Source organism: Enterococcus raffinosus (genome assembly GCF_018917525.1).
GTDB lineage: Bacteria > Bacillota > Bacilli > Lactobacillales > Enterococcaceae > Enterococcus_A > Enterococcus_A raffinosus_A.
Window position 1 is genome coordinate 1 of record NZ_JAHLOS010000037.1, and the last position, 19,655, is coordinate 19,655.

The window sequence follows — 19,655 nt, forward strand, 5'->3', positions numbered from 1 at the left end:
AAGTAAGATCCCTGAGAGATGATCAGGTAGATAGGTCAGGAGTGGAAGTGCAGTGATGTACGGAGCGGACTGATACTAATCGATCGAGGACTTAACCAAAAATTGATTCACGGTTGTTAGAATGTTTCTGATCCAGTTTTGAGTGAACGATGTTTACTCAATTGAATACCAGTGTGGTGGCGATAGCGAGAAGGATACACCTGTTCCCATGTCGAACACAGAAGTTAAGCTTCTTAGCGCCGATTGTAGTGAGGGGTTGCCCCTTGTGAGATTAGGACGTCGCCACGCGGTTTATTCCGGCATAGCTCAGTTGGTAGTAGCGCATGACTGTTAATCATGATGTCGTAGGTTCGAGTCCTACTGCCGGAGTTTTAAAGACAATCTATCATAGATTGTCTTTTTTTGTCGTGAGCAAAGTATTTAGATGTTTCGCAAAAGCGTGCTATGCTTACCTTGAGGTGATGAGAATTATGTATATAACAATAGCAGATGAATTAGTAGATCGTCTTGAGAAGTATCAAGATAGTCGGATTGTTTTGGATTTGGATGATGGTGTTGGTCGCTATTCTAAATCGGGGAGTTGTGCATTAAATATTAGTTTCCGATTATTGATTTTAGATGAGGATCAGGATCATTCAGATTATACCTTGAATGTTGAGAGTAATATTGGCAACATTGCAATTAAGGAACACTCAAAGTTATATTTAGAAGATGAGATGACTTTGACGTTTGATCCTCGGATGTCTTTGATCAAGTTGAAGGGTCCTAGTGGTATGATTGATGGAAATGTACAAATTATTGATCTACGTGAAAATAAGGAGTGAGCTCAATTGAGCCCACTCCTTATTTATTTTGGTCTTTCAAGATCTAAAGTACGTGCGATATGGCTATAAGTGTTACCAGCTAAGCGTGCTATGGGATCAAATGCTAATGGATCGATGTATTCTTTCTCTGGATCAAATAGTGTTTCTTCAAAGTGATAGTTCAAGACCTCTAGAATAAACAGGTCGCTGATGATCGTGTCGTTATGATCCTTAACAGGAACATATTGGTGTAAGCGAACTTCAAATCGAATAGGAGCATTTGAGATTGCCGGCACCGCGACTTCTTGACTATCAACTAAAGGGAGAGTCGTCTCTGCCAGCTCACTTTCGTCAGCGGCCAAGGAAGCAGAAGAACGGTTCATTTCTGCTAAAACATCATCATTAACTAGATGGATCACCCCTTCTTTCTGCTGAAGCAGATTATAAGCGGTATCCTTCATTTTTTGATTGTTGCGATTGATCGAAAGACTGACTAACGGCAGATCTTTAGCAACAGCATTAAAATAACTAAAGGGCGCTGCATTTACCACATCTGTTTCTTGATTGATCGTCGTAATCCAAGCAATTGGACGTGGGATGATGCTGCCTGTTAAAAACTTATAATTTTGTTTAGTCGTCAGTTCTTTGGCTGAATAGAAGAGCATAGCATTCTCCTTATTGACGTTTTTTATTGGCATCGGATGTGTCGAATGGTCGAACGTATTCTTCAATTTCTTTGCGTTTTGATTGAAGATGAGGTGGTAGAGAAAGAATCTCTCCAGCATGATCATACGTTTCATCTTGCAAGAAACCTGGTCCATCGGTAGCTAATTCAAATAGAACATTTGGTGCTGCTAAGAAATATTCTGATTGGAAATAGAAGCGATCAACAAAACCTGAATTAGGAAATTCTAAGGCGTTGATTTTTTCGATCCAGTCTCGTAATGCTTCATCATCAGCAACGCGTAGAGCTAAATGGTGTACATTGCCGTACCCTTCTTGGGCTGGAATCATATCTGGCTGATCATCGACAATGATCGTTGCGCCGTTACCGCCCTCGCCAACTTCAAATTGATGCATACTGTCCTCAGCTGCGGTTTCTTTAAAACCTAAAAGATTTTCCAAAACTAATTTTAGATGTTCAAATTTTGCGACAGTAACAATCGTTGGTCCTAAGCCGATGATCGAATGTTCTGCTGGAACATTTGAGTTCTTCCAAGGTGTTCCGCCAGCGACGCCGTGATTTTTTTCATCTGAAACTAATTGAAACAATTGATCGTCATAATCGTGGAATTCAAGGTATTTTTTACCGAAGCGTTCTTTAATTTCTCCATGAGCAACTGCTAGATCTGAAAAACGTTGCGCCCAGTAATCTAACGATGCATCTGTCGGAACGCGGAAACCTGTACGAGAAATGCTGTTGGTTCCTTTTGTTCCTTTGGGAATCCCTGGGAAGTCAAAGAATGTCATATCTGTTCCAGGAGCCCCAGTATCATCAGTAAAGTATAAATGATACGTTTCAATATCGTCTTGGTTGACGGTTTTTTTGATCATACGTAAGCCTAAAATATCCGTAAAGAAGCGATAATTTTTTTCGGCACTGGAAGTCATAGCTGTAACGTGGTGTAGTCCGCGAATTTGTGTATCCATAATAATTTCCTCCTAAGTTCTTACTAAAAGTAAGTATATGTGTAATAACTTTTTTTAGCAAGAATATTGCCTTAGGTTGATATTTGTTGAAGGAATCAGTAGGATGGAAGCAGGAGGTAGACGATGAAAAAGATTGTTTTGTTCGATTTAGATGGAACATTGACGGATTCTAGTGAGGGAATCTTGAATAGTGTTCGCTATATGTTAGAAAAAAAGAGGTTGGCGATTCCTGATGAAGCAACGCTACAGAGTTTTATTGGCCCACCGCTAACGGATACGTTAAAACAGTTATATGATTTGAGTGAAGAGGATGCCAATGATGCTGTAGAGGTTTATCGCGAATATTATGGAGAACAGGGAATCAAGCAATTAGCTGTTTATGCTGGGATAGAAGAAGTCCTCGATGAATTAGCCGCAGAGTATTGCTTGGCTGTAGCAACTTCAAAGCCAGAGTTTTATGCTAGGCAGATTATTGAAAGTACGGGATTGTCTAAGTATTTTTCGGGAATTTTCGGCGCAGATCTAGCTGGTGAACGGTCAAATAAAACCGATGTGATTGCCTATGCACTAGCGCAGTTAGAAGAAACAACTGCTGTAATGATCGGTGATCGAAAATTTGATATTTTAGGGGCTAAGGCCAATCAGTTGAAAAGTATTGGTGTGTTGTACGGTTTTGGAGATCGGCAAGAATTGCTGGAAGCAGAGGCAGATTTTATTGTTGCAACTGTCGAAGAGCTACCTGAAGCGATAAAAAAGAGTTTCTAAAATAAAAAACTCCCTCATCTGAGGGAGTTTAATGCTATTATTTCGACTTAGTACCAGCCGTTTGCTTGCCAGAATGCTTGAGCGCCTTCCCATGAACCATAACGAGAAGTTACGTATTGGTCGGCTACACGTTCTTGGTTGGCAGCTGAGTAGTCACCGTTTAAGTATGAAGCTGATAATTGGTAACGTCCGATGTATTGGCCGTTAGTTGCAGTGTATGAACCACTAGATTCACGTTGTGCAATCCATTCTTTAGCAGAATTGGTGCTTGCTGGTGTTGAAGTTTCAGCAGCTGGAGCAGCGGCTTGTTGTGCAGGAGCTGCTGTTTGTGCTGTTTCTTGAACGGGTGCTTGTGCTGTTTGAGCAGGAGCTGCTTGTTCTTGAACAGGCGTTACTGTTGTATTGCCTTTAGCGTCTGTATCGATGGTTAGGTTTTGACCTTCAAAAATCATGTCAACATTTGAAATTTTGTTTTCTTTAGCGATTGAATCAACCAAGCTGTTGTCGCCAGCAAATTTGATTGAAATTTTTGATAAGGTATCACCAGATTGAACTGTGTAGTTTTCTGCTGCATGTGCGTCGTCTGTTCCTAGTGCGAATACTGCACCAGCTGTTAGTAAAGTCGTAAGTACAAGAGTTTTTCCAAATTTCATTATGTAAATTCCTCCAAAAAGTTTTTAAATGTAAATCAGTCATTTCGACTACGAGTGATACTTTACCATCGTTTCAGATTGCGTGGGTTATAAACCAGTGACAACACGTTACAGTGTAATGTATTAATATGACAATAAATAAGCGAACGTGTGTTTTTGAAATACTTAATCTCTTTTAAGAATAATTAAAATCAGCGCGCTGATAGGGTTTTTAGCGTGTTTTTCAAGCGAGTATTTTTGAAAGCGCTGCTCAAAGTTGCAATGTTGAAATTTTGTTGTAAAAAATCAGAAAATTCTATACGGAAAAATCAAGGAAATAGGCAAAAAAATTCTTAAGAAAAGGTAAACCAAGGGTGAATGAGGTGGAAAATGAAGATCACGATCAAAGAGGTTGCTCGCTTAGCGGGTGTTTCGGTGACAACTGTGTCTCAGATTCTCAATCAAAAGGGCGGCCGTTTTAGTGAGGCGACGAGACAAAGGGTATTAAGGGTGATTGAAGAGCAGGATTATTCTCCAAATTATTTTGCTTCTAATATTATTGCGAGGAAATCTAAGACGATCGGGGTAATTGTTCCGGATTTCTCGGAACAATTTGCTTCAGCGATTGTACGGGAAATCAGAGATCAATTAGAAAAGCAGGGGTATTATTTGATTATTTGTGAATCAAGCCATGATTTTTCAAAGGAACAGGAATTATTGAATCAATTAGCGAGAATTGCAGTTGAAGGGATTTTTCTGTTCACGCCCAATGATTATGGAGGAAAGAAAATCATCGAGAACGGACGTTTTCAAGAGATACCAGTCATTTTTGCTGATCGTGGTTTGAATGAGGGATTTTATGGAACCATCAAGCTCGATGAATTCTCGGGTGTTTATCGTGCAATCGAATGGCTGATTACAGAAGGGCATCAAAAAATTGCTTTTATTATGGATAATGCTGAGCACTATCATCTGACAGAACGTTTTGACGCATATCGACAGGCGTTGAAGGATCATGATCTATTAATAGAAGAAAAATACATTAAGCAGATGCCTTTGACGATAGCTGGAGGGTATCAAGGAACGATTGATTTGTTAAAAGAGACGGACGTTCGTGCGATTTTTTGTTGTGACGATATGCTGGCGATTGGCTGTTACCAAGCGCTATATGATAGTGGGAAGAAGATGAATCAGGACATTACGATTATTGGGTTTGATGGCGGCGAGGTTACGCAGATTGTTCGCCCGCAAATAAAAAGTGTTCGACAGCCTTATCAAGAACTAGGCAAGGCCTACGCCGAAAAAATTCAAATGGCGATTGACCAGCCAGATCGACGAATGGATGATCGGCTCTTTCAGGTCATTTTCGAGACAACAAAATAAGCTTGAGATAGGAAGAAATACTTATATTACACAGTGTTGTTCTAGGATGGAAATTATTTTGAAATTAATTTGCACAAAAAATTATATTGAAAATATTCATTAAAAACATTTTATGTCCCTGAATGAACTACTTTCATAAAAAAGTCATAATTAAGCGACCAAAAGCCATTATTTTTCTGATAAAATATGATGGTAGTAAAGTCATACTATTTTTGAGCCAGCAGGGATAGTTGGCAAGAAAGCATCAATTTAAAGTGAGAAAAGTGAGGGTATATTGTTGAAGAGTTTTAGGGAGGATTTTTTTCAGGAGAAAACGAAAAAAATCATCATTATCAGTTTGGTGGTTTTACTTATAGTTGTTAGTTTTTATTCATTTAAGAGTGTTCATTATGCGGAACGATTATTACCGAAAACGAAGGTAAACAGTATCAATGTTGGTGGACTGACGCTTGAACAAGCGAATAAAAAACTGAATGCTGAATTAACAGAGGCGCCTTTTGAAATTCATCTAGGTAGTACGTTATGGAAGCAAATTAAACGAAGTGATTTTGGTTGGCAAACAGATCATCTAGAGGAACTTAGTAGAATCAAGCAAAAACAAAAACCATTTGCTTGGGGAATTACCAGCTTACTTGGCAGTCAGCACAATTTGCCGAAGAGGTACGATCAAACAAAGGTAAATCAATTAGTAGCTGATTTGAATACAGTCCTGCTTGAAACAAATGCAGCACGTGTACCGACAAAAAATGCCACGATTGAATGGCAGGAGGATCAGTTTGTGATCGTTCCAGAAAAACAAGGAGATACCTTTGATGTTGAAGCGGTCAAAAGTGCGCTAAAGGAGTATCTGGAAAACGGTGAGGATTCACTAGACACAGAGGACTATTATGCTCAGCCGGTTCTGACTAAAGAAGATAGTACTTTAAAAAAGCTAAAAGCGAAAATGAATCAATTAGCCAAGCTGGAGGCAGTCTATACGATTGGCGGAAAACAGCTAACGATCCCTACTCAAGAACTTAGCAGCTGGTTAACTACTAACGAAAAAGCCGAAGTACTTCTGAAACAGGATCAAGTGACGGCTTTTGTGACGAAGTTGAATGAAGAATATAATACGAAAGCCAATCCTACGTCCTTCAACAGCACTTTACGTGGAACGGTTGCTGTACCTGTAGGGATTTATAATTGGACGATCGATATTCCTTCAGAGGTGGCTGAATTAAGTGCTCAGATTTTAAAGGGTGAGAACTTTAACCGGACACCAAAAGTAGTAAGTGATGTAGAAAATATCCAGACAAGTATTGGTGGTACCTACGTAGAGGTGGACCTGCAAAATCAGCACATGTGGTATTACAAAGATGGCGCGTTGCAATTTGAAACGGATATTGTCAGCGGAAAACCGTCAACACCGACGCCGCCGGGATTAAATTATGTGCGAAGCAAATCAATGGATCAGGTGTTGAGAGGCTTGAATGATGATGGCTCTAAATACGCTAGTCCTGTCCGTTATTGGATGCCGATCGACGATACAGGCGTTGGTCTTCATGATTCCGATTGGCAATATGCCTACGGAGGAGATTTGTGGCTGTACCGCGGTTCTCACGGCTGTATCAACACACCGCCGGCCAAGATGGCTGAGCTGTATCCGATGCTCGAAGAAGGGACACCAGTTTTAGTCTTTTAGAAAAATCAGATGTAAGTAAAAGTGCGAACCTGCGGGTTGGCACTTTTTTATATACGCTAACCCCCCCAACTGGTATTATATTTTTAAACCATTTATTGAAAATTTTATTTGAAATATAAAGAAAAGAAGATTCTGTCGGAATGTTTTTCCTTTAAAAGTGTTGTTATATCAGTGTTTTGGGTTAAATATAAAATTTTCACTAGATTTGTTGTTGACAAAGGTAAAAAAACCACCTTACCATTGGGTTGTGGTTATAACCAGTTTAAAAGAAGGAGAAGCCCATGGAAAATTCTTTTAAAAACAAAGCTTTGTATCATCAACTCGTAGATTTATTGAAGAATCGGATGGAAAGCAGCATGATTCCTCATGATAAGCTGCCATCTGAGCGGGAGCTAACAGCTCAGTACGGGGTTAGTCGGACGACGGTTCGTTTAGCTTTGCAGGAGCTGGAAAGTACCGGAGACATTTATCGTCGGCATGGAAAAGGGACCTTCGTCTCTGATATCAAAAAGGATGCCGCTGATTTAGCTGGCGCTTACAGCTTTACCGAACAAATGAAGAGTCTCGGTAGAAATCCGGAAACGCGAATTTTATCCTTTGAAAAAATTGAAGCGGATAAATTCATCGCGCAACGACTCAATCTTTCGTTGGGAGAAGCAGTTTTCAAGTTAAGCCGGTTGCGGAGTGCAGATCGTGAACCTTTAATGATTGAAGACAGCTATCTGCCAGTCAAATTTTTCTTATCGTTAGATGATCAGCTTTTAAGAAGCAAACCTTTATATGATCTTTTTTCAGAAGATTTTGAGCAAACGGTCCGTTTAGCAGATGAAGAGCTTTATGCCAGCATCGCCTCAAAGGATGACGCGAAACAGCTGATGATCCCTGAAGGAGCACCAGTTCTACATTTAGTTCGACAGACCTACAATATGAAAAATGAAATCATTGAATTTACTTTGAGCGTCGCTCGTGCGGATCAATTTCATTATCAGATTCGCCATATTCGAAATAGTTAGGAGAAGTGTAGCATGTTTACAGTAGAAAAAGAAAAACTGGAACAAATGGGGGCTGAGATCACGACTCGTGAGATTCGCCAGCAACCGGAACTTTGGGAGGAAACGATCGAGCTTTACCAAGCCGCCCAAGCAGAACTAGAAAATTTTCTAGCAGAAGTCCAAAAACAAGCAAAGGGTCAGCGTACACGCGTAATTTTCACTGGTGCGGGAACCTCGCAATATGTAGGTGACACGCTCGTTCCTTATTTGCGCAAACACGGCGATCGTCAAACCTTCACTTTTGAAAGTATCGGAACCACTGACATCGTGGCAGAACCTGAAGAATATTTAATCAAAGAGGAACCGACCTTACTGGTATCCTTTGCCCGAAGCGGAAACAGTCCTGAAAGCTTGGCAGCAGTTGAAATCGCGAATCAGGTCGTTGATACGATCCATCATTTATCCATCACCTGTGCCGAAGAGGGGAAATTAGCGCAAATTAGTCAAGCCGAATCCAACAGCTTCCTATTCTTAATGCCAGCGCGCTCAAATGATGACGGCTTCGCTATGACCGGCAGCTTCTCATGTATGACCTTAGGCGCGTTATTAACCTTCGATCAGACAGCGCTAGCGGAAAAACAAAACTATGTAAAAACACTGAATGCTCTAGGAAACGAAGTGATCACCCGTGAGGATGAGATCGAAAAAATTGTTGCACTTGATTTTGAACGGATCGTCTATGTTGGTTCAGGAAGTTTAGCTGGATTGACTCGGGAAGCACAATTAAAAATTTTAGAATTGACAGCTGGGAAAATCGCGACGGTCTTTGATTCATCAATGGGCTTCCGACATGGTCCGAAATCATTTATCAATGAAAAAACCATCATGTTCGGTTTTATCAATAATGATCCTTACACACGTGACTATGATTTAGATGTGTTAGAAGAAGTTCACGGAGATGAAATCGCTTCCGGTGTCTTTGCTATCACGCAACCGGGTGAACGCAATTTTTCTGGTGATAATTTCGAGTTTGAAACTGGAACGACTTTACTTCCAGATGCTTATTTAGCACTAGGCTATGTCATGGTGGCACAAACAGTCGCGCTCTTAACTTCGGTAAAAGTTGCGAACACACCTGACACACCTTCACCAACCGGAACAGTCAATCGTGTGGTAAAGGGTGTAACGATTCACGAATATAAGTAAGAACCAACTGGGAGGAAGAACCATGCTTACATTAACAACAGGAAAAAAAGCGGCGATGGACCGCTTATCAACAAAGGACGGTATTATCAGTGCCTTAGCAATTGATCAACGTGGCGCATTAAAAAAGATGATCAAAGCGTTAGATGTTGAACCAACGGATGAACATATTGAGCGTTTTAAGGAATTAGTATCCAGTGAGTTGACGCCGTACGCGTCTTCGATCTTATTGGATCCTGAATATGGTCTGCCCGCAGCAAAAGCCCGTCATGCAGAAGCGGGACTATTGCTGGCTTATGAGAAAACTGGCTACGATGCAACGACACCAGGACGTTTGCCTGATCTATTGGCGGATTGGTCGGTTTTACGACTAAAAGAACAAGGTGCCGATGCCATCAAGTTTTTACTTTACTATGATGTGGATGAAGATCCAGCGATCAATCATCAAAAGCATGTCTTTGTTGAACGCTTAGGTAGTGAGTGTGCGGAAGAAGACCTGCCTTTCTACTTAGAATTGGTTTCTTATGACGCCCAAATTTCAGATGCTGGTTCATTTGATTATGCCAAAGTGAAACCGCACAAGGTCAATGATATGATGAAGGAATTCTCAAAACCACAATACAAAGTGGATGTGCTAAAAGTAGAAGTTCCAGTGAATATGAATTTCGTTGAAGGCTTTGGCACGGCTGAAATCGCTTATACAAAAGAAGAAGCAGCCAACTATTTCTTAGAACAAAGCCAAGCAACAGACCTACCCTTCATTTTCTTAAGCGCGGGGGTTTCAACGGAGTTATTCCAGCAAACATTGGTATTTGCTAAAGAAGCAGGCTCCACCTTCAATGGCGTGCTCTGTGGGCGTGCAACCTGGAAAAATGGTGTGAAGCCGTTTATTGAATCAGGTGAGGCTGCTGCTCGTGACTGGCTGCAAAGCGAAGGTCGTGAAAATATCGAAAGCTTGAACAACGTGTTAAAACAAACGGCAAGCTCATGGCATGACAAAGTTCAAGTCGCAGAAGAAGCAGCGATCAACTAGGAGGCGAGCTCGTGATAGTAACGGTAACGATGAACCCGTCCATTGATATTTCCTATCCATTGGAGAAGCTGAAGCTGGACACGGTCAATCGAATCGATCGGGTCAGCAAAACAGCTGGTGGAAAAGGTCTTAATGTTACGCGTGTGATCCACGATTTAAAGGGCGATGTTCTAGCAACGGGTGTTTTGGGCGGCTTTCACGGCGCGTATATTGCAGAAGAATTAAAGCGAGTAGGTATTAAGCAGGCATTTACAGCCATTCAGGAAGAAAGCCGCGACTCGATCGCAATCCTACACGAGGGGAACCAGACGGAAATATTAGAAGCTGGTCCAACGGTTTCAGAAGCGGAACAGCAGACTTTTTTGGAAAATTTTCAGGAGTTGGTTAAGGAAGCCGAGATTGTCACCATTTCAGGCAGTCTGGCTAAAGGGCTCCCGTTGAATTTTTATCAAAGGCTCGTTCAATTAGCGGAAGAACAAGCGGTAAAAGTCCTTGTGGATACCTCTGGCGAAAGCTTGAGACAGGTGTTGGCCGGGAAGCATAAACCCTTTCTGATTAAGCCAAACCTTGAAGAATTAAAAGCGTTGTTGGGGCAGCCGTTTTCAATTGATGACTTAGAAGAGCTGCAGTCAGCTTTAGCTCAGCCTCTGTTTACTGGTGTTGAGTGGATCGTTGTCTCACTAGGCAAAGAAGGCGCACTCGCAAAATATCGTGATTCTTTCTATCGAGTAACGATCCCAACGATTACAGCAGTCAATCCAGTCGGTTCAGGTGATGCGACGATTGCGGGATTTGCCTATGGCCTATCGCAAAAAATGAATCCAACAGAATTGCTGAAGCTGTGTATGGCAACTGGTATGGCCAATGCTCAAGAAGCGCGAACAGGTCATGTCAATCCAGCGAATGTGGACGTGCATTTTGAAGAGATACACGTAAAAAAGATCGAGCCATAAGCTCGATCTAGACGGGATTAATTGTTTCTTGAGACCAGTTCAATTTTATAAAAACTCCATTTTTTATAAGATTCGACGTATTCCAGGGTCTGTTGTGTGTCCCTTCGTTTGGTCACGCGGACTTGGAGAACAGTCGGTTCACCGGTAGAAATTTCTAAAAGCTTTGCTGCATCTGAAGGAGTCGGAAACTTGATTTCATTTGTTTCGGTAAAATCTTCTTCATTCATGTGGATATTGTAATCCAGCTTAAAGCGTTGGTAGATGGAATTGTAATAGCTCAGTTCTTGATAATTAGGATTCACATATTGTTCCGGCAAATATGTCTGTTGATAGATATACGGCGTCTCTTCAGTCTTGCGCAAGCGTTTGATGCAGTAATAAAACGCTGTATCAGGTAACTCAAGCTTACTTAAATAGGCTGGATCATTTCCCCGCGTAATCGACAAGACTTGTACCTGATCGTTACTGATAGGAAACAACTCGATATCGGAAAATTCGACTATTTTTCCTTTACGGGCACGGGAGACGAAAGAGCCGCGTCCTTGATGACGAACAATGAATCCATCCTTGACTAAATCATTCAACGCGCGAATGACAGTGATTGAGCTGACACTGAACATTTCCGCCAACTCGGCTTCCGTATAAAATTTGTCGCCGTTTTCGAATTTGCCAGAAATGATTTGCTGCTTTAGTTCATCTTTTATGATTTGGTATTTTGGAATGACCATAGGAACCTCCAAACAATGAATAAGAATTAAAAGTTTCATTAGAATTTTTTGATTTTTTGGTTATGGGTTGATTTTAACACATTCCACTAAAATAGATAGAGTTGACTTTCTATTTTAAATAATTTAATATATTAATATATTAAAAACGCTTTCATTTAAGGAGGGAGCCTTTGAAAACATTTGAGATTAAAGAAGATTTTCTTCTAAATGGAGAGCCCTTTAAGATCATGTCAGGAGCGATTCATTACTTTCGGGTCGATCCGGCAGATTGGTATCATTCGCTATATAACTTGAAGGCCTTGGGATTTAACACTGTCGAGACCTATGTCCCATGGAATTTACATGAACCAAAAAAAGGTGAGTTTCATTTTGAAGGAATACTAGACTTGGAACGCTTTTTAACAATTGCAGAGGAATTAGAGCTTTATGCAATCGTTAGACCATCACCATACATTTGTGCTGAATGGGAGTTCGGTGGATTCCCCGCCTGGTTACTGAATGAAGATACACGCATCCGAACAAATGAAACCGGTTATTTGAAGCATGTGGCGGATTATTATGATGTTCTCATAAAGAAACTGGTTCCTCATCAGTTGTCAAATGGCGGAAATATTTTGATGATCCAAATTGAGAATGAGTATGGCTCTTATGGAGAAGAAAAGGACTATTTACGTTCGGTTCGAGATTTGATGATAAACAGAGGAATCACGGTTCCGTTTTTCACTTCAGATGGGCCTTGGCGTGCGACACTTAGAGCAGGCAGCATGATAGAAGAAGACATTTTAGTTACTGGAAATTTCGGTTCAAAAGCGGAAGAAAATTTTGCCTCCATGCAACGCTTCTTCGATGAACACGGGAAAAAATGGCCTTTAATGTGTATGGAATTTTGGGATGGCTGGTTCAATCGTTGGAAAGAACCGATTATCAAACGAGATCCTCAGGAATTGGCGGAAGCAGTAAAGGATGTCTTGATCAGAGGCAGTATCAACCTGTATATGTTTCACGGGGGAACGAATTTTGGTTTTATGAATGGCTGTTCCGCACGGGGAGTCATTGATTTGCCGCAAATCACTTCTTATGATTACGGAGCTCCACTAGATGAGCAGGGCAATCCAACTGAAAAGTATTTCGCGATTCAACAAATGATTCATGAAACGTTTCCTGAGATTCAACAAATGGAACCGTTGACAAAAGACACAATGGAAGTGAAAAACATTCCGTTGATTGATAAAGTCAGTTTGTTTTCTACCTTAGACACAATTAGCCAACCGGTGAAAACGACATACCCAGAAACGATGGAGGTGTTAGGACAGAATACTGGTTACCTATTGTATCGCACATCGATCAAAAAAGATGCTGAAGAAGAAAGATTGAGAGTGATCGATGGTCGTGATCGTAGCCAGCTATATCTAAATCAACAATTAAAAGCAACACAGTATCAAACGGAAATCGGCGAAGATATCATTGTTCCGATGACTGAAGAAAACAATCAACTAGATATTTTGATTGAAAATATGGGTCGGGTGAATTACGGACACAAATTATTTGCTGATACACAAAATAAGGGGATTCGAACTGGAGTAATGGCTGATCTGCATTTCCTCACTGATTGGTCGCAGTATTGCTTGCCACTGGATTCTTGTGAGACGGTTGATTATTCAAGAGAATGGCAGCCAGAACAACCAGGTTTTTATCGCTATGAAGTAGCGCTTGATGAAGTGGAAGACAGCTTCATCGATCTGTCGAATTTTGGAAAAGGTGTCGTTTTCGTCAATCAAGTAAATATTGGACGATTTTGGGAAGTTGGGCCAACATTATCGCTTTATATTCCTAAGGGATTATTTAAAGAAGGCCGAAACGAAATCGTGATTTTTGAAACAGAAGGCACCTTTCAACCAGAGATTCAATTAGTAAAAGCACCATTATATAAAGAAATGAAAGAGGGATAAACAATGAGTATTATCGGAGTAAGAATTGACGGACGTTTGATTCACGGACAGGTAGCAAACTTATGGACAACAAAACTGAATATTACGCGGATCATGGTGGTAGATGATGAAGTGGCACAAAATGATATTGAAAAAAGCGGACTGAAGCTGGCTACTCCAGCAGGCGTGAAGCTAAGCGTGTTGCCGATTGAAAAAGCCGCTAACAATATCTTAGCAGGGAAATATGATTCTCAACGTCTATTGATCATTGCCCGCAAACCCGATCGTTTATTGAAGCTAGTTGAGTTAGGTGTTCCAATTGAAGAAATCAATGTTGGAAATATGTCGCAAACAGATGAAACGCGTTCAATTACTAAATCAATCAATGTTGTCGATCAGGATGTAGAAGTATTCAACCAATTACATGCTAAAGGCGTTCGTTTGATCGCACAAATGGTACCAAGTGATAAATCAGAAGACTTTATGAATCTATTAGCGAAATAGGAGGATAAATAAATGGATATCTTATGGTGGCAGATCTTATTATTAACATTATATGCAGGGTATCAAATTTTAGATGAATTACAAATTTATTCATCGCTGAGCGCACCAGTATTTGCCGGATTGTTTGCCGGCCTAGTAATGGGCGATTTAAAAGCAGGACTTATTATTGGTGGTAGTATGCAATTGACAGTACTAGGTGTTGGTACATTTGGTGGTGCATCAAAAATCGATGCCAACTCCGGAACGATTCTGGCAACAGCTTTTTCAGTAGCATTGGGAATGAATCCAGAACAAGCCATCGCTGCAATCGCAGTACCAGTAGCTAGCTTGATGATTCAGTTAGATATTTTAGCTCGTTTTGCGAATACGTATTTCGCGCATCGAATTGATAAATTAGTCGAAGATATGAATTATAAAGGGATCGAACGCAACTTCTTGATGGGGGCCATTCCATGGTCATTTTCTCGAATGATTCCAGTCTTTCTAGCGTTAGCATTTGGTGGAGGCTTAGTCGAAAAGGTTGTTGCTGTCTTGAATGGTGATTTGAAATGGTTAGGTGACGGCTTATCGGTAGCCGGAGCAGTTTTACCAGCTGTCGGGTTTGCGATTTTATTACGTTACTTGCCTGTGAAAAAACACTTCCCTTACTTGATCTTAGGGTTCACGTTAACTGCGTTACTAGGAACAGTCTTTACCAATATGCAGGTTTTAGGAACTGGTGTTGCTGGTGTTGTGAAAAACTTCGAAGGAATCTTCAACTCACTTCCTATGTTAGCAATTGCATTAGTCGGATTTGCTTTAGCTGCAATCAGCTATAAGAACGGGCAGATGATACCAAATTCTCCAGCCCCTAAAGATGTTGCTTCCAATGATTCAGATGAAGGAGAGATTGAAGATGACGAAATCTAATTATAAGTTAACGAAGGAAGATTTTAAGCAGATCAATCGCAGAAGCTTATTCACCTTCCAATTAGGCTGGAACTATGAACGGATGCAAGGATCAGGTTACCTCTATACGATCCTGCCGCAATTACGTAAGATTTATGGTGATGACACACCGGAATTAAAAGAAATTATGAAAACCCATACACAATTCTTTAATACCTCAAACTTCTTCAATACAATCGTTACTGGGATTGACTTGGCGATTGAGGAAAAAGAAGGGATTGGCGGAAAAGATACTGTATCAGGGATGAAGGCTGGTTTAATGGGACCTTTTGCGGCAATTGGTGATTCGATCTTCGCGGCATTGATTCCGACAATTTTTGGAGCCTTAGCGGCGAATATGGCGATCAATGGGAATCCAACTGGTATCTTCATTTGGATCATCGCACAAATCGCGGTGATGATCTTCCGTTGGAAACAATTGGAGTTTGCTTATCGTGAAGGGATCTCTTTAGTTACAACGATGCAGCATCGCTTAACTGCTTTGACAGACGCTGCGACTTTGCTTGGGGTCTTCATGGTTGGGGCGTTAGTTGCCACTATGATCAATGTAAAATTCTCTTGGGCACCAAGTATTGGTGATGTAACGTTGAATATGCAAAACAACCTTGATATGATCTTGCCGCGCTTGTTACCAGCAGGAATCGTTGCGGCGATTTATTGGATGCTAGGTAAAAAGAACATGACTTCCACCAAGGCGATCTTTATTGTTTTAGTTGTCTGTGTGGCATTATCAGCATTAGGTGTGATTTCTAAATAAGTTAGGCTGATTCCAATGAATAATGAGGAGCGAACCAATGGGAAAACAACTAGTTTTAGTGAGTCATGGACTCTTTTGTGAGGAATTAAAAAAGAGTACGGAAATGATTATGGGACCGCAGGAAAGCATTCATACTGTCAGCCTGCTTCCTTCAGAATCGGCAGAAGATTTTCGTGCAAAATTTGAAGCAGTTATCGCGGAGTTGGATGATTTTGTTGTGCTGGCTGATCTGATGGGCGGTACACCTTGTAATGTAGTCTCTCGGATGATTTTAGAAGGGCAAGCGATCGAACTATACGCAGGAATGAATATGCCAATGGTGATTGATTTCATCAATAGCGAACTGATCGGTACAGAACTTGCGTTAGTCGAATCTGCGACAAGTAATATTTGCCACGTGAATGAACGAATCATCGACGACGATGATGAGGACGAATAAAATCTCATAGAAGATGATTAAGCCAGAGAAACGATTCTCTGGCTTTTTTGCGAGTCCAACTTCTCGTGGGTTTCGAAAATGAACTTCTTAATAAAGGCTAGCTGTCTGCAATAGTTTCTTTCTATTATGGTATGATTTACAGGAGGATAAAAGAAAGAGTAGGAGACTAAAGTGGATTTTAACGAGAAACTAAAGCAATTACGTCAAAATAAGCAATGGACGCAGGAAGAATTAGCGGAGAAGCTATTTATCTCACGAACGGCCGTCTCCAAATGGGAATCAGGCCGTGGCTTTCCCAGTATTGACTCCTTGAAAGCTATTTCGCAGGTTTTTGATATTTCTATCGATGAGTTGCTATCCAATAGCGAACTGCTGTCAATTGCAGAAAATGAGCAGCAACAGCAGCGGAAAAACTTTCAACATTTGCTTTTAGGTATTTCAGATTGCATGGTTGGCTTATTAATCGTTCTGCCGATTTTTGGTCAAGCACAAGGAGACCATATTGCGTTTGTCTCTTTGTGGCAACTTTCGCAGGAAACGATTATCTTCAAGCTTATTATTTTTTCTTTCGTTATTTTAACAATGCTGTTCGGCATTTTTGAGCTCGTTTTTTCCAAGCGAGAACAACGAATCATTGGATCGATTTCTTTGATTTTATCGTTGTTCGGCGTGCTGCTTTTCATTATGACTAGGCATCCATATCCGGCAACGTATGTATTAATGCTTTTGGCAGTGAAGGGGATTTCCTTATTAAATAGCCGTTGATACGCATCGTCACCTCAAGGTGACGATGCGCTTCTTTTTGTTTCTGGCAGTCTCTGATACGTTTTATTTGGATAGCTTCCAAATAATTGTTAGGAGAGAATCAGCCATATGAAAATAGCAAAGAAGCAATTAGAAACAGCCATAGGATTATTGATCGTCTTTATTTTATACACGATTTCTTTAACCTTGATCGATGTACAGAAAATAGGTCCGCAGCATTCAGAAGTGGGCTTTGCGACACTGAATCAATCTCTAGTCAATAAAATTGGTACCAGTGCCTTTTGGTATCAAGTGACAGAAGTTTTAGGGATTTTTCCATTAATGATTGTGGGGTATTTTGCTTTACGAGGATTTCTCCAGTTGTATACTCGGAAGAAGCTCTCACTAGTGGACAAGGAAATTCTTGCGCTAGGATTTCTTTATGCTGCAGTCGCTGCTTGTTATGTTCTTTTTGAAAAAGTCGTCATTAATTATCGACCGATTTTAGTCGATGGGCAGCTAGAGGCATCCTATCCGTCAAGTCATACTTTTCTAGCGATTACAGTTCTACTGTCAGCTTTTTATGTGTTAAGAAAGGAAACAGGGATGGTCAAAGCAATCATCGCCTATCTGAGTTTGGTGATTATGATTGTACTGGTTATTGGTCGCTTTTTGTCTGGAGCCCATTGGGGAACCGATATTTTTGGTGGGATTTTATTAGGTCTGACGCTTGTCAGCTTCTACCTTGCAGGGATTGAGGATAGTTCTAAGCACAAAAAAAGAACGTTGAAAACTCAACGTTCTTAGAAGAGCCACCTGTCGGGCTTGAACCGACGACCTCTTCCTTACCATGGAAACGCTCTACCAGCTGAGCTAAGGCGGCATAGTTATTTAACACAAGATATAGAATAGCGAAAACAAGGCTATTTGTCAACTGGTTAAACAGAAAAAATTGCGGCATTAGCTGTTGTAAAAGCTTTATTTATAAACAAGTCGTTGCTTAAGATCCTGCGACGACTTGTTTATATAGTTTAGAGACGATATCATTATATCCCTTTGGTTGAGTCCAGACATTTGAGAGTAGAATAATACCATTCTGACCGTCTTTTGAAAAATCAGCAAGGGTTTCGAAACGTGCCTTAACGCCTCGCGTGTGGTAACTATTTGTCATGCTATAGATCCCGCTGGCGTATTTTTCCCCAGGGTACGTTTGCCATAATTCCGCACGTTCTTGTTTTGTTAAGAATTGGTCCTGATAGAGTGCTTGAAAATAGCTGTATAGATCCTCAGCCGACATAAACACATTGCCTGTCCCCAACTCATCTGCATAGGAAGAGACGGTTGTGGGGGCGTAAACAGGACCAGAGGCACTTTGTGAGTATGAAAGAGCTTGCTGATTGTTGGTTTCTGAATAGAAGCTTGTTTCCTTTAGCTTCATCGGTTCTTTTAAAAATTTATCAAATAATGTGCTGTAGTCGGTTTGATAGACTTGTTCCAGGATACCAGCTAGCAGAACATAATTGACTGGTTGATAGGAGTAGCTGGGATTTGCGACCACTGTCGTTTGGCGGATCGTTTGAGACAGTATTTTTTGTGTATCCGTAGTATTCAAGGCGGCAATTTTCTTTTCGTCGATACGTAAGCCAGAACTCATATTCAACATATCTTTGATAGAGATATTTTCACTATTAGGAATTTGCGGATAAAAGTTGCTAAGCTTTTCATCTAGGAAAATTTTACCGGATTTAACAGCCTGCATAATCAAATAGGCGGTTTGCCCTTTTTGGACGGAACCGATGCAATATTGTGTGTGGATCGTGTTGTGGATTCTTTTTGCTTGGTCTTTCCAGCCGTAAGCTTTATTCAAGATCACCTGTCCATGTTGAAAAACTAACACAGTACCGCTAAAATTTTTTTCTACTAACATTTGCTCAATATTAGCGGACGCAGCATTTCTTGGTTCGACCGGTTGTTGATTGGATATGCCAGTAGTATCAGTCAAGGTGTTCTTTTCTGCTGCATGATGCTGGCGATAAATGTGTTCGACATACATTCCGCTTAAGATTAGGAGTACTAAGAAAAATGAGAAAACAAATTTTAATCTATTTTTCTTTCTTTTTTTTAACCTGTGTTTTGACATAAGAAATCCTCTAGTTCTATCTAAATTTACTCTATTTTTATTTCGATAAAAAGGAAGGAAATGAATTTCCTGTCACTCCCCAAAAATTTTGAAAAATTAGGATTGCATCATGAAATAAAAATTGATATTATAGTAAAGTATTCTTCCGGCATAGCTCAGTTGGTAGTAGCGCATGACTGTTAATCATGATGTCGTAGGTTCGAGTCCTACTGCCGGAGTTTTAGAGATGGTCTTTTGATCATCTCTATTTTTTTACACCTAAAAAGTGAATTTTATATGAACAAAAATCTGAAATATGAGGGAAATATTGAGAAAAGCATGACCTTTTTTTAAAACTAGGTCACACCCTTTGAACCCGTTAAAAATCCTCGT

20 protein-coding genes, 3 tRNA genes and 2 rRNA genes are annotated in these 19,655 nt (G+C 40.5%); 19 read left to right on the forward strand and 6 right to left on the reverse strand.

Going from position 1 to position 19,655, the window contains the following annotated elements; all coding sequences use genetic code 11:
* The 4 genes from KQI58_RS17905 to KQI58_RS17920 all read left to right on the forward strand — a co-directional run.
* A 23S ribosomal RNA gene (locus KQI58_RS17905) occupies nucleotides 1-99 on the forward strand; the annotation flags it as partial.
* 73 nt (nucleotides 100-172) lie between these two features.
* Nucleotides 173-288 (forward strand): 5S ribosomal RNA (gene rrf / locus KQI58_RS17910).
* Nucleotides 289-295: 7 nt separating this feature from the next.
* Nucleotides 296-369: transfer RNA gene (locus tag KQI58_RS17915), tRNA-Asn, on the forward strand.
* A 101-nt stretch (nucleotides 370-470) separates the two neighbouring features.
* The gene (locus KQI58_RS17920; RefSeq protein WP_216410358.1) at nucleotides 471-824 is read left to right on the forward strand and encodes an iron-sulfur cluster biosynthesis family protein; all 354 of its coding nucleotides are present in this window, start codon (nucleotides 471-473) and stop codon (nucleotides 822-824) included.
* Nucleotides 825-847: 23 nt separating this feature from the next.
* On the opposite strand, the gene KQI58_RS17925 is transcribed toward KQI58_RS17920, so the two are convergent.
* Together KQI58_RS17925 and KQI58_RS17930 are read right to left on the reverse strand one after the other, a co-directional pair.
* Nucleotides 848-1,468: a flavin reductase family protein gene (locus KQI58_RS17925; protein ID WP_216410359.1), complete on the reverse strand. Its 621-nt coding sequence runs from the start codon at nucleotides 1,466-1,468 to the stop codon at nucleotides 848-850.
* Between the two features lie 10 nt (nucleotides 1,469-1,478).
* Nucleotides 1,479-2,453, reverse strand: coding sequence for a ring-cleaving dioxygenase (locus KQI58_RS17930; protein WP_216410360.1), 975 nt, complete (start codon nucleotides 2,451-2,453; stop codon nucleotides 1,479-1,481).
* A 123-nt stretch (nucleotides 2,454-2,576) separates the two neighbouring features.
* Between KQI58_RS17930 and KQI58_RS17935 the strand changes: the two genes are divergently transcribed.
* Nucleotides 2,577-3,218, forward strand: coding sequence for an HAD-IA family hydrolase (locus KQI58_RS17935; RefSeq protein ID WP_216410361.1), 642 nt, complete (start codon nucleotides 2,577-2,579; stop codon nucleotides 3,216-3,218).
* Nucleotides 3,219-3,265: 47 nt separating this feature from the next.
* On the opposite strand, the gene KQI58_RS17940 is transcribed toward KQI58_RS17935, so the two are convergent.
* Nucleotides 3,266-3,871, reverse strand: a complete 606-nt coding sequence (locus KQI58_RS17940; RefSeq protein ID WP_216410362.1) for a LysM peptidoglycan-binding domain-containing protein — start codon at nucleotides 3,869-3,871, stop codon at nucleotides 3,266-3,268.
* A 369-nt stretch (nucleotides 3,872-4,240) separates the two neighbouring features.
* Here KQI58_RS17940 and KQI58_RS17945 point away from each other — a divergent pair, with 369 nt between their 5' ends.
* The 6 genes from KQI58_RS17945 (at nucleotide 4,241) to KQI58_RS17970 (ending at nucleotide 11,095) form a co-directional block, all read left to right on the forward strand.
* Nucleotides 4,241-5,233 carry a LacI family DNA-binding transcriptional regulator gene (locus KQI58_RS17945; RefSeq protein ID WP_216410363.1) on the forward strand — a complete coding sequence of 331 codons (993 nt, stop codon included), beginning with the start codon at nucleotides 4,241-4,243 and terminating at the stop codon, nucleotides 5,231-5,233.
* A 277-nt stretch (nucleotides 5,234-5,510) separates the two neighbouring features.
* The gene (locus tag KQI58_RS17950) at nucleotides 5,511-6,914 is read left to right on the forward strand and encodes a L,D-transpeptidase family protein (protein ID WP_216410364.1); all 1,404 of its coding nucleotides are present in this window, start codon (nucleotides 5,511-5,513) and stop codon (nucleotides 6,912-6,914) included.
* Nucleotides 6,915-7,195: 281 nt separating this feature from the next.
* Nucleotides 7,196-7,927 carry a GntR family transcriptional regulator gene (locus KQI58_RS17955; protein ID WP_216410365.1) on the forward strand — a complete coding sequence of 244 codons (732 nt, stop codon included), beginning with the start codon at nucleotides 7,196-7,198 and terminating at the stop codon, nucleotides 7,925-7,927.
* 12 nt (nucleotides 7,928-7,939) lie between these two features.
* Entirely contained in the window at nucleotides 7,940-9,112 is a 1,173-nt protein-coding gene (gene agaS / locus KQI58_RS17960) for an SIS domain-containing protein (RefSeq protein WP_216410366.1), read from the forward strand.
* A gap of 22 nt (nucleotides 9,113-9,134) precedes the next feature.
* A complete protein-coding gene (gene lacD / locus KQI58_RS17965; RefSeq protein ID WP_216410367.1) occupies nucleotides 9,135-10,142 on the forward strand; it encodes a tagatose-bisphosphate aldolase in 1,008 nt (335 codons plus the stop codon).
* Nucleotides 10,143-10,153: 11 nt separating this feature from the next.
* Entirely contained in the window at nucleotides 10,154-11,095 is a 942-nt protein-coding gene (locus KQI58_RS17970; protein ID WP_216410368.1) for a hexose kinase, read from the forward strand.
* Between the two features lie 17 nt (nucleotides 11,096-11,112).
* Here KQI58_RS17970 and KQI58_RS17975 read toward each other — a convergent pair whose 3' ends face one another.
* Nucleotides 11,113-11,823: a GntR family transcriptional regulator gene (locus KQI58_RS17975; protein ID WP_216410369.1), complete on the reverse strand. Its 711-nt coding sequence runs from the start codon at nucleotides 11,821-11,823 to the stop codon at nucleotides 11,113-11,115.
* 170 nt (nucleotides 11,824-11,993) lie between these two features.
* Here KQI58_RS17975 and KQI58_RS17980 point away from each other — a divergent pair, with 170 nt between their 5' ends.
* From KQI58_RS17980 to KQI58_RS18010, 7 genes are all read left to right on the forward strand, one after another.
* Complete coding sequence (locus KQI58_RS17980) at nucleotides 11,994-13,772, forward strand: glycoside hydrolase family 35 protein (protein ID WP_216410370.1); 1,779 nt, start codon at nucleotides 11,994-11,996, stop codon at nucleotides 13,770-13,772.
* 3 nt (nucleotides 13,773-13,775) lie between these two features.
* Nucleotides 13,776-14,255, forward strand: coding sequence for a PTS system mannose/fructose/N-acetylgalactosamine-transporter subunit IIB (locus KQI58_RS17985; RefSeq protein ID WP_216410371.1), 480 nt, complete (start codon nucleotides 13,776-13,778; stop codon nucleotides 14,253-14,255).
* 12 nt (nucleotides 14,256-14,267) lie between these two features.
* The gene (locus KQI58_RS17990) at nucleotides 14,268-15,164 is read left to right on the forward strand and encodes a PTS mannose/fructose/sorbose/N-acetylgalactosamine transporter subunit IIC (protein ID WP_216410372.1); all 897 of its coding nucleotides are present in this window, start codon (nucleotides 14,268-14,270) and stop codon (nucleotides 15,162-15,164) included.
* Entirely contained in the window at nucleotides 15,151-15,960 is an 810-nt protein-coding gene (locus tag KQI58_RS17995; RefSeq protein ID WP_016181197.1) for a PTS system mannose/fructose/sorbose family transporter subunit IID, read from the forward strand. Before KQI58_RS17990 ends, KQI58_RS17995 begins: the two co-directional genes overlap by 14 nt.
* A 37-nt stretch (nucleotides 15,961-15,997) precedes the next feature.
* Nucleotides 15,998-16,399, forward strand: a complete 402-nt coding sequence (locus KQI58_RS18000) for a PTS sugar transporter subunit IIA (RefSeq protein WP_216410373.1) — start codon at nucleotides 15,998-16,000, stop codon at nucleotides 16,397-16,399.
* Nucleotides 16,400-16,570: 171 nt separating this feature from the next.
* Nucleotides 16,571-17,164, forward strand: coding sequence for a helix-turn-helix domain-containing protein (locus KQI58_RS18005; protein WP_216410374.1), 594 nt, complete (start codon nucleotides 16,571-16,573; stop codon nucleotides 17,162-17,164).
* Nucleotides 17,165-17,272: 108 nt separating this feature from the next.
* Entirely contained in the window at nucleotides 17,273-17,950 is a 678-nt protein-coding gene (locus tag KQI58_RS18010) for a phosphatase PAP2 family protein (RefSeq protein WP_216410375.1), read from the forward strand.
* 3 nt (nucleotides 17,951-17,953) lie between these two features.
* On the opposite strand, the gene KQI58_RS18015 is transcribed toward KQI58_RS18010, so the two are convergent.
* Nucleotides 17,954-18,026, reverse strand: a tRNA-Thr gene (locus KQI58_RS18015).
* 117 nt (nucleotides 18,027-18,143) lie between these two features.
* A complete protein-coding gene (locus KQI58_RS18020; RefSeq protein ID WP_216410376.1) occupies nucleotides 18,144-19,283 on the reverse strand; it encodes a serine hydrolase domain-containing protein in 1,140 nt (379 codons plus the stop codon).
* A 144-nt stretch (nucleotides 19,284-19,427) separates the two neighbouring features.
* On the opposite strand from KQI58_RS18020, the gene KQI58_RS18025 reads away from it, so the two are divergent.
* A tRNA-Asn gene (locus KQI58_RS18025) sits at nucleotides 19,428-19,501 on the forward strand.
* Nucleotides 19,502-19,655: the final 154 nt, after the last annotated feature.